This window comes from Yersinia sp. IP36721 (assembly GCF_003634395.1).
In the GTDB taxonomy this organism is placed as follows: Bacteria; Pseudomonadota; Gammaproteobacteria; order Enterobacterales; family Enterobacteriaceae; genus Yersinia; species Yersinia entomophaga.
Map to the genome: position 1 here is coordinate 26,731 of NZ_QCZL01000004.1, position 12,882 is coordinate 39,612.

A 12,882-nucleotide genomic window follows, 5' to 3' on the forward strand; every position below is an offset into this window, starting at 1 on the left:
ATTTAGCGCCGTTTTGTTTAGCTTCGCTCTATTGAACTGACTATTTCTGCAGTGAATGGATAAATAAGCGATACCATTCGCTATTGACGGTTGGCAGCGTGATTTCAACCCGTTCTAACCGCTTCAGCGTCTGGCTGCTATCGTAATCGATGGTTGTTTCCTGCAAAGATTGATAGAAGTTATCCAATTCCTCATCGCTGGACGTCATCATGTCCTGAATCAGTGGGGTGATAGGTAAAATCTCCCCTTGTTGATAGCGACGATGCGCCTCGCGGAGCCACTGACGATGGGAAACCACGGTCATCGGCTGTGGCAAATGAGCATTTAACTGCTCAATAAATTCACGTCGAGACATTCCTTCCATGGCGGAAAGGTGGAAGATATTCTCCGTCGGATAATGGCTAGAACCGAGATGCGCCAAAGCTTTCGCGGTGTAATCCACCGGAGTCAACTGGATATCGCCGTAGACATCATCGAAGGCCATGCCCATCTGAACGCTGCTCTTAAACAGACGGTAAAATGCCTGTAGCTCGTCATAGCGCGCCAGTTCTGAATCGGCGGTAATCAGGCCCAGGCGGAAAATATTACAGGCAATGCCACGGGCGACGGCCAGATTGACGATTTCCTCGCCAACCCACTTACTCGCCACATAGCCTTGATCTGCAATGTGTTGCTCATCTTGAATTGATGACTGCTCATTCACCACGCGATGGCCTTGCTGCCCAATCGGGCTGAATACGTTCAGAGTCGACGCGAAATTCAGAATTTTGCGACTTCCCTGCGTGGTCAGACGCAGCAGTTCAACCAGACTTGCAACGTTGGCTTTATACGCCATTTCAAATGACTCAAGGTGATTCATGCTTACCGCCGAATGGAAAATAACTCCCACGTCCTGCGCTAAGCGTTGATAAAGCAGGTCGTCGATACCCAAACGCGGCGCTTTTATATCTCCTTGAATAGTGATGATGCGTTGCTCGTCGCCTTTGCGCCACAGCGACCATTCGGTAAGAATATTTCTCAACCGTTGCAGGCTATCCTGCTGGTTATGACCTCGTACCAGACAGTAAATTTTGCTGTCGGTACTATCCAGTAATTCTCGCAGCAGGAAACGCCCCACAAAGCCCGTGGCACCGGTGAGGAAAATAGCATTTCCCTGATTGATAGACTGCGACTGTGGCTGAATATCTTCCGGTAACAACGCCTGTTGACGCAGGTTAATCACGTCGCTGACGCGAGCTTGCTGAGTGATTCGGCTCGCCAATTGTTTTACCGTTGGCGCAATAAAGATGTCGCTGACGCTGACCTTATCATCGATAGCGGCATTGATCAGATTCACCGCGCTAACCGCCAGTAAAGAGTGCCCGCCCAGCTCAAAGAAGTGATCGTGGCGACCGACTTTTTCGCTGTCCAGCAGGCTTTGCCAGATTTCGGCAATCGTGGTTTCCAGCCCGGCCAGCGGCGCTTCATAAGGTTGATGCAGGAAGGCATTTTCCTGCGGAGCCGGTAAAGCCTTGCGATCCAGTTTACCGTTTGGCGTGATCGGCATACTATTCAGCAGCACATAGGCGGCGGGAATCATGTAATCCGGCAAACGGCTTTGCAGGTAGTGGCGCAAAGCCATAGGCTCCGGCGCAGGCGAGTTGGCATCAGCCACCAGATAGGCGACCAGCCGCTTGCTGCCTTTGTTGTCATCCAGCGCCAGCACTGCGGCGTCACTGATATTGGGGTGATCGTTAAGCTTAGTTTCGATTTCGCCCAATTCAATGCGGAATCCGCGAATTTTCACCTGATGATCGTTACGGCCGTGGAACTGTAGCCGTCCGTCTGCAAGATAGCTGGCCAGATCGCCGGTGCGATACATGCGAGCGCCTTCAACCGAACGGAAAGGATCGGGCAGGAAGCGCTCGGCGGTCATTTCTGGTAGGTTCAGATAACCGCGAGTGACGCCAGGCCCGCCGATATACACCTCGCCAATAACGCCTCTCGGCACCAGATTGCCGTGGTTATCCAACAGATAAATACGAATATTCGCCGTTGGACGGCCAATGGAATCAATCTGGCTGATACCCAATTTAGGTGAGTGAGTGGTCGCGGTAATGGTGGTTTCCGTTGGCCCATAGCAGTTCACCAGCTCAGGTTTCTCAGGGTAACGTTTGAGCCAGCGCTCCAGCATTTCCGGCGCGGCGGCTTCCCCGCTGATACATATCAGCCGTAGAGCGTTCGGCAACGGCCCGCGGCTTTCTTCGCACAGTTTGCGCCAGAACTGATACGGAATATCCAGATAGCTAATGCCATATTGCTCACACAGCTGCCAGAAATCGCTGCTACCAGCCAGCCATTGATCGTCCCGCAGCACCAAAGTGGCTCCAGAGGTTAACGCGGAGAATATCTCGGACACTGATACGTCAAAGGTGGTGTTGCAGAATTGCAGTACCTTATCCTGTGGGCCAAGATTCCATTGGCGGCACCAGGTCACCATTTGTTGCACCAGATTGCCGTGCTCGACCAATACGCCTTTCGGATTACCGGTTGAGCCAGAGGTATAGATCACGTAGGCCAGATTCTGTGGAGCCAGGCTCGGCTGCGGATTTACCCCTGTCTCCTGTAATGGAGCGCTTACTGCTGGCAGTAATTCGTGAGGAACGCCGCAGTCTTTAAACAGCGGCAGTGTCGCCGGTTCAGCCAGAATAGCTACCGGTTTGGCATCTTCCAGCATGAATTTCAGTCGTTCAGGAGCAATATCATGTGGCAGAGAAAGATAAGCGCCGCCGGCCTTCAGGATCGCCAAAATGCCGACGATCATTTCCGGGCTGCGATCGGCGCAGATCGCTACCCGATCTTCCGCTTTGACGCCTTGTTCGATCAATAGATAAGCCAGGTGATTGGCTCGATTATTTAATTCGCCGTAACTCAATGAATAGGCGTTATTCACTAAAGCTATAGCGTCCGGGCTGCGCTCTGCATGTTGCTCAAATAAATGATGGATACACAGGTCGGCAGGATAGGACTGCGCCGTCTGATTCCACTGTTCCAGCAGTAATTGCTTTTCTCGATCGGCAATCAAATCAATCTGACCGATGACCTGAGCGTCGTTTTTCACCATTGCTTCCAGCACCGCGATTAAATATTGCTGGTGGCGCTGAACAGTGGCTTCATCAAACAGGGCGCTGGCGTAATTCAGCGAGCCGGTGATGATTTTATTGCGTTCCCCTAAACTCAGCTCTAAATCGAATTTTACCCGACTGACCGGTGGTTCCTGCAACTTCACGTCCAATCCCACCATGTTAACCGCGATATCGTCGATATTTTCCAGAGCAAACATCACCTGGAACAGCGGAGTTTTATCCATGCTGCGCGGTGGTTGGAGGATTTCTACCACTTGCTCGAACGGCAGAGCCTGATGTTCCTGCGCGTCGAGGGTGGTTTTCCGCACCTGTGCCAGCAGATCGGCAACGTTTGAGGTCGTGGATAGATTGATACGTAACGCCAGCGTATTGACGAAGAAGCCAATGACGCCCTCGCATTCAGCCTGGTTACGGTTGGCCACTGGTGTCCCTATTACCAAATCATCCTGACCGGACAGACGCGACAGCACGATCGACCAAGCGCTGAGCAGCGTCATAAACAAAGAAGTACCGTGTCGGTTACTCAGGCGGCGTAGCTCATCAGAAAGCTCGCTGCTGAGTACGATAGGCAGACTGGCGCCGATAAAGGATTGCTGAGGCGGCCGCGGCCGGTCGGTTGGCAGCGTCAGACGTTCTGGCGCACCGGTTAGCAGTTGCTGCCAGAATTTCCCCTGTTCATGCCAGACCGGGCTATTGCGCCATTGCTGCTGCCAAACCGCATAATCTGGATATTGAATTGGCAACGGAGGCAGTGGGTTAGCGCGTTGTTGTAACAGCGCCGAGTAAGTCACTCCCAGCTCGCGCACCAGAATTTCCATTGACCAACCATCGGTAATAATATGGTGCAGCGTTAACAGCAGGATGCTCTGGTTGTCTCGCAGGCGCAGCCAACTGGCTTGTACCAGCGAGTCCTTCGCTAAATCGAATATTCTCCGCTCTTCCTGGCTGTATATTTCCTCTACTTTTTCTGCGCTATTTGCCTGTTCGCGCCAATCATATTCAACGAAAGGAATACCTGACTGACTATCCCGAAGTATCACCACAGGTTCATTCTGTCCGGATGAAGTAAAGTTACTTCGCAATGATTCATGACGTGCATATAAGATATTTAGCGTTTGCTGCAATACCGGGATATTCACATCGCCGCTTAATGCTAACGCCATCAGCACGTTATAGTTGGAATCACTGTCGCTAAGCTGGGACAAGAACCACAGGCGCTGCTGGGAGAAGGACAGTGGCAGCGGTTTATCCCGCGTAGCCGGAACAATAATGGCAGTCAGCGTTGTATCACCTGTTTGGCCTTCACGGTCGATGACTTCTGCCAGTTGGCTTAGCTGCGGGTTATCGAACAGCGCTGCCAGCGGAATGCTGATATTGAGCAATTGCTGTAGCTGGCTAATGACCCGAACGGCCAGTAGCGAATGCCCGCCTAACTCGAAGAAATGGTCGTTTCGTCCTACTTTTTCTACGTCCAGCAACCCTTGCCAAATTTCTGCTAACGTGGTTTCAATGCCAGCCCGTGGTGCTTCAAAATCGCGATGAATAAAAGCGTCTTCCTGCGGAGCAGGCAAGGCTTTGCGATCCAGTTTTCCATTTGGCGTAATCGGCATTTCGTTCAACAGAACGTAAGCCGCAGGAACCATATATTCGGGTAATAGCGCGGCCAAATGATTGCGCAATATTGCAATATCTGGACGAGGCTGTTCGGTATCGGCTACCAGATAGGCCACCAGCCGTTTGCTGCCTTTACCGTCGTCCTGCGCCAGCACTGCGGCTTCTTTCACCTGCGGATGGGAATTGAGCTGGGTTTCAATTTCGCCCAGTTCGATACGGAAACCACGGATTTTCACCTGATGATCATTACGCCCGTGGAATTGTACGCGTCCATCTGGCAGGTAGCTGGCCAGATCGCCGGTACGATACATACGTGCGCCTTTCACCGTACTGAATGGATCGGGTAGGAAACGTTCGGCGGTCATTTCCGGTAGATTCAAATAACCGCGCGTAACGCCCGGCCCACCGATATACAGCTCGCCAATGGCTCCCTGCGGCAGCGGATCACCGTGCGGATCGAGCACATAGAGCCGGTTATTGGCAATAGGGCGACCAATGCTATCCAGCTGCGTCTCCCCTAAAGTCGGTACGTGAGCCGTCGCAACGACCGTAGTTTCGGTCGGGCCGTAGTTGTTAACTAACTGTGGTTTAACCGGATAACGGCTCAGCCAGCGTTGCAGTATTTCCGGCGCGGCGGCCTCACCGCCGAAGAAAAGGGTTCGCAGCGATGGAGGCAACGGATAGTCACTTTCTTCAGATAAACGGCGCAGGAATTGGTAAGGGAGAACCATACGACTAATGTTGTAGTGTTCGCATAGCTGCCAGAAAGTTTTGGTGCCGGACAGCCATTGATCGTCGCGTAAGACCAGATTGGCACCAGAAGTCAGTGCGGAGAAAATCTCGCATACCGAGGCGTCAAAGGTAGGGTTACAGAATTGCAGGACGTTATCACCCAGCCCAATACCCCAACGTTCACACCAAGGGCTAACCAATTGCACCAGATTACCGTGTTCGACCATCACGCCTTTCGGGTTACCGGTGGAGCCGGAGGTGTAGATAACATAGGCCAGATTTTCGGGACTGACGGCTACCGTCGGATTTGGGATTTCACCATGGTTTTGAGTGATATCAGACATCAGGCACAGTGGAATATTGCAGCCGCTGAAACGATGTTGTCCCTCGCTTTGCGCCACAATCGCCGCAGGTTTGGCGTCTTCTAGCATAAAATTCTGACGTTCTGGTGCCGTATCCGGCGGAATGGACAGGTAAGCCGCACCGGCCTTGAGTGTTGCCAGCATAGCGATAATCATTTCTGGCGTACGATGGCTGCAAATTGCGACCTTATCCTCCACTTTAACGCCCTGAGCAAGCAGGTGATTGGCCAAATGGTTAGCCAGATTATTTAGCTCGGCGTAGGTCAGGGACGTTTGTTGATAGGTGAGCGCAATCGCTTCGGGATGGCGCTGTGCCTGTAGTTCAAATAACTGATGGGCGCAAACATCTAGCGGATAAGGTTCCGCTGTCTGATTCCACTGATTGATCAGTAGGTTGTATTCGCGATCGGAAAGTAGCGGAATACGATCGACCTGTAGGTTATCGTCACGAACCATCGCCCGCAGAACGGTGATCAGATAGTGCTGATGGCGTTCAATAGTCGCCTGATCAAATAGCGCGGTAGCGTAGTTCAGGGAACCCACGATCGAACGATTGCGAGTGCCTAAATTCAGTTCGAGATCGAATTTTACGCGTGTAACCTGCGGATCGATCAATTCTACATTCATACCGGTTAGCGCCGGGGCTACGGCGTCGAAGTTTTCCCAAGCAAACATCACCTGGAACAGCGGCGTTTTATCCATGCTGCGCTGCGGTTGAAGTAATTCAACGACCTGATCAAAAGGTAATTCCTGATGTTCCTGCGCGCTGAGGCTGAAGTCGCGTACCTGTGCGAGAAGCTCTGCCACAGTAGGAGCTTCGGCAAGATTAATTCGCATCGCCAATGTATTTACGAAGAAACCGACCAGCGCTTCGCATTCTGCCGCCTGACGGTTTGCCACTGGCGTTCCGATCACCAAATCTTGCTGCCCGGAAAGGCGTGATAGTACGACAGACCATGCACTCATTAATGTCATGAATAGCGTAGTGTGATGTTTTTGGCTCAGACGACGTAAATCGTCCGACAGCTGTTGATCCAAAACGATGGGAACCGCCGCACCGAGGAAAGACTGCTGAGCCGGTCGCTCGCGATCGGACGGTAAAGTCATGCGTTCTGGTATGCCCTGCAATTTTTGCAGCCAAAATTGGCCGTGGGCATGCCACTCCGGGCTATCCAGCCACTGTTGTTGCCACTGCGCATAATCAGGATATTGCAGTGGTAATGCCGGTAATGGGTTGGTTTCGCCTTGAGACCAGGCTGAGTAAAGCACCCCCAGTTCGCGTGCCAAAATCTCCATTGACCAGCCATCGGTGACGATATGGTGGATAATCAACAGCAAATAATGCTCACTGGCGGCGGTATGAGCCAGACTGGCGCGGATCAACGGGCCGTGGGCGATATCAAATTTATGGGCGATTTCATGCTGATACAGTTGCCAGAAATCCTCATCGGCATGAGATGACGCAGCGAAATCATACTCTTGCAGTGGCGCTTGTGTGCCAACCGGCAGCAGTTGAACGTAGCCGACCCCGTTTTCCGCGTGGAAAACCGACCGCAATGCATCATGACGATCCAGCAAGTGGTTAAGGCAACGCTGTAGAAGTTGGGCGTTAAGTTTACCATTCATTTTCAACAATAACGGAACGTTATAGTTCTCATCGTTGTTCCCTAGTTGCTCAATAAACCACAGTCGGTTTTGCGGGAATGACAGTGGAATCCGCGCATTAGCATCAATTCGTGCAATTTGTGTGGCCGTTTGTTGCTTGGCCTGAGCAACTAATAACGCCAATTGAGCAAGCGTTGGCTGGGCAAAAAACGCCCCCATGGTGATTTTGCTCTGCCAGCGGGATTGCATCTTACTTAAGAGCTTCATTGCCAGCAGCGAATCCCCGCCAATAGCAAAGAAACTGTCATTGCGCCCAATTCTCTCCTGACAGAGCACTTCTCCCCATATTTCATGTAATTCCTGCTCGGTGTCTCCTTGAGGAGCCTCATAGGATTCGTGCACATAGGCATTAAAATCGGGGGCAGGCAGCTGCTTGCGATCGATTTTTCCGTTAGGCGTCAACGGTAAATGATCAACGGAAACATAGGCGATAGGCAGCATGAATTCCGGCAATAACGGGCTCAGGAAATCCCGCAGATGGCGTGGCAGCTCTTCCGTTTCAGTATTTCCCGCCAGTACCAGATAGCTAACGAGTTGCTTTTCCCCTGATGCATTTTTATAGGCAATAACCACGGCTTCATTAACCTGGGGGTGGCTCAATAATTTCTCTTCGATCTCGCCAGGCTCAATACGATAGCCGTTGATTTTCACCTGCTGATCGTCACGACCTAAATATTCCAGAGTGCCGTCGGCAAAATAACGAGCCAAATCGCCGGTACGATACATACGCTGATTTTTCGCACTGAAAGGATCGGCGCTATAGCGTTCTTCGGTTAGCGCAGGTTGATTTAGATAGCCACGGGTCACGCCATCGCCGCTGATATACATTTGTCCCACGGCACCGAAAGGCACGGGTTTTAACTGATTATTCAGCAAATAAATGGCTGAATTGGCAATAGGTCGGCCAATGGTTGGCAGTGAATGGGAAGCGTCAATCAGTGCCACGGTAGCGTCAACCGTGCATTCGGTTGGGCCGTACACATTGAACGCGGTAAAGTGATTTAACGCTGACAGACGCCTCCAGGTCTGAGGAGACAAGGCTTCCCCGCCGATTAACAGAATCAGTTTTTCCACCTGATTAGGCAAATCGGAGAGTAATAACATTTCCAATTGGGTTGGCGTGCAGTCGAACACGTCAATGGCATTGTCTTTAAGAAATTGCACTAACCGGGCTCCATCAACGCGAACATCTTGCGGAACGATATGGAGCTGGTGGCCACTCAGCAGGCTGAGCAGGCTTTGTAATGAAGCATCAAAGGAGATGCTGGAGTTGAGGCAAACCCTTGATTGTTTAGGGTAATAGTGGAAAATTTCCTCGTTTAACGCGTAATACAGGTTCATAACCTGCGCGTGTTCGACCATCACGCCCTTTGGTCGGCCGGTGGAACCAGAGGTAAATATCACATAGGCCAGTTGATTAACCGAAAGCTGAGGTAACTGCAGTGGCGTATCCGGTGTATCTATGGCAAGTAAGGCATCCACGTCATAGGTACGGACATCACTGCTACCGGCTAATATTTCCTGACCCAATGAGTCAACCAACAGCACTGCGGGTTCGGCGTCATGAAGCACATCTTTTAAACGTTCGCTAGGGTAGGCGGGGTCGAGAGGAACGTAACAGCCGCCTGATTTCAGAATCCCGAATAGCGCCGCTATTTGTAAGCAACTACGCTCCATGCACAGGGCAACACGCATATCTGCCTGAATGCCTAAACCAATTAAATGGTGGGCAATGCGGTTAGCCAGCCTATCAAACTCCAGATAAGTTAACTGCCGTTCGCCGTGACAAATTGCGATGGCATCGGGCGTTTTTTGCACCTGTTGTTCAAATACCTGGTGAATACAGCTGTGGTTGTTAAAGTCGCATTCCCTGTGATTCAGTGTCTCCAGTAGCAGTAATTCTTCGGCTTTAGGAATAAAATTAATATTGCCAATAGAGCAGGGAAGGTTCCCAATTTCGACGCTATTTTTTAATCCTTGTAATAGATGACTATTAATTTGAGTGATTCGGTTTTCAGCTAAATAGGCGGCATTATAAATCCAGCGGAATTGACCGTTTAAGGCATTGATTTGTAATGTTAGTAGCGGGAAACTGTCGGGATTTATCCTAGAGTGAATAAGAATGTCGCCATCGGTAATGGCCACTGCTAATGCATATAAAGGTTTGTTCTGTAATAGTTTGGTATTTCTCTTCAAGGTTTCATGGCGCAGTACGATATCTGTCGCATAGCTTTGAGCCTGATTGACTCGCTTTATTTCTTTATTAAGATTTTCTGTAAAATCAACCAAGGATAATTGATCACAGATATCAGCTACATCCATCGGAACCCAAGGTGAAGAGAGTTGAGAACAGATATCTTCGCCCTGACGGAAGGCGTGATAGCCAAGCTGGAAACTATGTTCGCCAGAAAGGCTATGCAGGTAAGCGGCAAACAGACCGATAATTTTCAACCAGGAGTTATCGCCGGAGTTTGGTAACTCGGAATATTGCCATTCCCCAACGGCTAATCTGCTGCCTCCTTCGGTCTTATCAAGAGAATAAGGGAAATCTACCGGGTTGAATCTTTGAAGTTTTTCCAGCCAGAAAGGCTCATGCGTAGCCAAAGTGGCCAGTTCGGTAGATAGCGCTTCGGATTGCTGTTGGCTCAGAATCGGTAGCCGATCGCCAGCGGTCAGATGACCTTGTTCGGCTAAGGCCGTAGCGGGAACCGGGGTGCCGTCCAGCTTGCTGAAAGCGCTAATTCTGATATCCGTAGTGGTGGTCGTTACCTGCCAGCCATCATTTATGCTATCCAGACGCACCAGCGTGCCTGGGGCGAATAATGTTTTTTCTGGTAAGGTTTCAACCTGATTAACGATGAGTAATTCATTGTTAATTAATATTTTTAACTTAGTTATCGCGGGCGGTACACCTGCCTTTTCTGATAACGCCAGTGCCAGATTGGCGATTTGCTGTGCATCCTGTACCTGCCAGTTAATAACGGCGGCGGACAGTGGGTTTCGCATGTTTTCAAACAGCGTTCTGCGAGGGGAATTGGCCCGCGCTTCCATGATTTGACGATCGACTTGCCCAATGGAATTTTGTGGATTGGCCGCCAGCTGCTCGAGGATAACGCTGAATCGACGGTGGTGGTCGAATATATCTTCCAGGCTGTGCAGCCTGTCACTTCCGTAAAAGCTGATGGATAGCCCTTTACCGTAACCTTTATCGTCGAATACGACAGAAAAGCCGTGGGTTTGGGAGCCTTTTGCTTTTATCCATTTGGTCTCGCAGTGTTGGAAGGGCGTACCGCGATCAAATAGCATCAGATTAATCGCTGGGCCGAAACTGAATTCCTGCTTGTTTTTTCGTAATATATTTTCTCCACGATAGCGCTGATGTTTTAATATCTTTGTTAGCTGCTTATTCATGTTTCTGGCAATATCCAGAATATTATCTGTGGGAGTTACTGTAACTTCCAGCGGTAAAGTATTCGATGTCATTCCTATCAGGTTTTTGGATTCTTTACCAATGCCTGTTACCGGGAAACTGAAACTGAGTTCTTTAACTCCGGTCAAGGTATAGAAGTGAGCAGCGACGGCCGCAATATAAATATGCGTTGGCCTTAGATTATTTTTCTCTGCAATGATCTCTATCGATTTATTAACAGACTCGTCGATATATTGTTCTTCTTTTAATATACTCCGATCGTTAGGACTGTGACTAAGGAATGAAAGACGGTTAGCATTGCTAGCCTTCTGCAAGAAAGTATCCCAATAGGCTTTATCCAGAGTGAAGCGTTTTGACTGTAGATATTCAATATCTTTTCTAGCCAGCAAGTCTGGTTCGTCAGGAATAATAGTCTCCGGTTCTTTTCCAGAGATTAATTCATCATATCGGTCGCTAATGCGTTTTGAGATGAGACCCAGACTCCGACCATCCATAAGGATATGGTGGCAGCGCTGATAGTAAATAAATTTATTTTGCGGTAAACAAATCAATGAAAAGTTGAGTAGGTTTTCATCTTCTGGCGAAATCAAAGTAGTGATATCAGCCTGTATCCAGGCGTCCAAATCGAAGCTTTCATCCAAATTATCAGTTTTATCAATTATATGTAAATTTGTGTCAAGAGTGTTATCTACATATTGATATAACTCGCCGTCGATGGCCTTGAAGCGGCTTTTCATCGCAGGGGTTTCTGCAACAATGCCACGGAGTGCTGTTTCGAAAACAGAGATGTTTAAATTTCCAGTAATTTCCGCATATTCGGAAATATTAAAGGGTAGGTCTGGCGATAATTGCTGTATCAGCCAAACTTATTTTTGTCCTAATGTTGCTGGGGAGTAAACACAGTTTCCGTTATTCTGCTTAATGCTGTCCATCTTACTTTTCCCTACTGGATAAATGCCAATTTGTCATATTCATCTGAAAATGAATGCGGAAAATAAATAGCACAAATTTATTTTATTGTCACAGTGAGATAATCAAACTCTAATTATTATGTCTTAAGAAACTAACCTTATGTTTTAAATGATTTTATTTTCAGAATAGGCGTGGTGGACACCCATTATTTGATTTAAGTCGAGTTCATCATTTAAGTAAATGGGCGGAAGTCTGTTGATGCTAATGAATCGCTATTCTTATGACTTGAGACAATCTTTAACTTGTTAGATATCACGTATTAATCTTTATCTTATTTACGCTTAATTAGTATCCTGATAAATTAGTAAATGAATAATATATGGTTAATATACTAGGTAAAAATATCTACGGTGATAAATTAATTATTTAACGTGTAATTTAACTTAAAGAGGACCAATCCATGTTGGTTGGATATGCCCGTGTCTCTGCGGATGATGAAAAATTGAATTTACAACGCGATTTTTTAAATCAGGTAGGGTGCGAAAGGTTATTTGAAGACCATTTCAACGGAGCAAAAGTGGAACGGCCCGGTTTACAACAAGCACTAAACTTTGTTCGTGCTGGCGATACACTCGTAGTGTGGCGATTAGATCGTCTGAGTCGTTCACTTAAAGATCTGATTGGAATGATGGCATTATTGGAAACAAAAGGCATCGCGCTAAAAAGTATTGAAGATGGTATTGATACCTCGACCAGCTCGGGGGAGCTTATTTTTCGACTTTTTGGCGCTCTGGCTAAATTTGAACGTAATGTGATCAAGGAAAGGAATCAGGCAGGATTAAGGGCTGCGCGCGCCCGGGGCCGTAATGGCGGCAGACCAAAAGCGCTGAGTCAGGATAAACAGGATTTGGCGGTAAAACTTTATGATGAGAAAAATTATACCGTGGCGCAAATTTGCCAGATGATGGGGATCTCTAAGCCTACGCTGTATAAATATCTTGGTGCCGCCAGAGGTGGCCGCACGGAATAGGATCCATGTCTC

At 48.8% G+C, this 12,882-nt stretch carries 2 protein-coding genes; one reads left to right on the forward strand and one right to left on the reverse strand.

The window, feature by feature from the left end:
• Positions 1–40: 40 nt before the first annotated feature.
• Positions 41–11,788, reverse strand: coding sequence for an amino acid adenylation domain-containing protein (locus tag DBA33_RS05280; protein WP_346341322.1), 11,748 nt, complete (start codon positions 11,786–11,788; stop codon positions 41–43).
• 512 nt (positions 11,789–12,300) lie between these two features.
• Here DBA33_RS05280 and DBA33_RS05285 point away from each other — a divergent pair.
• Positions 12,301–12,870: a recombinase family protein gene (locus DBA33_RS05285; RefSeq protein ID WP_064516901.1), complete on the forward strand. Its 570-nt coding sequence runs from the start codon at positions 12,301–12,303 to the stop codon at positions 12,868–12,870.
• The last annotated feature ends 12 nt before the right edge of the window (positions 12,871–12,882 follow it).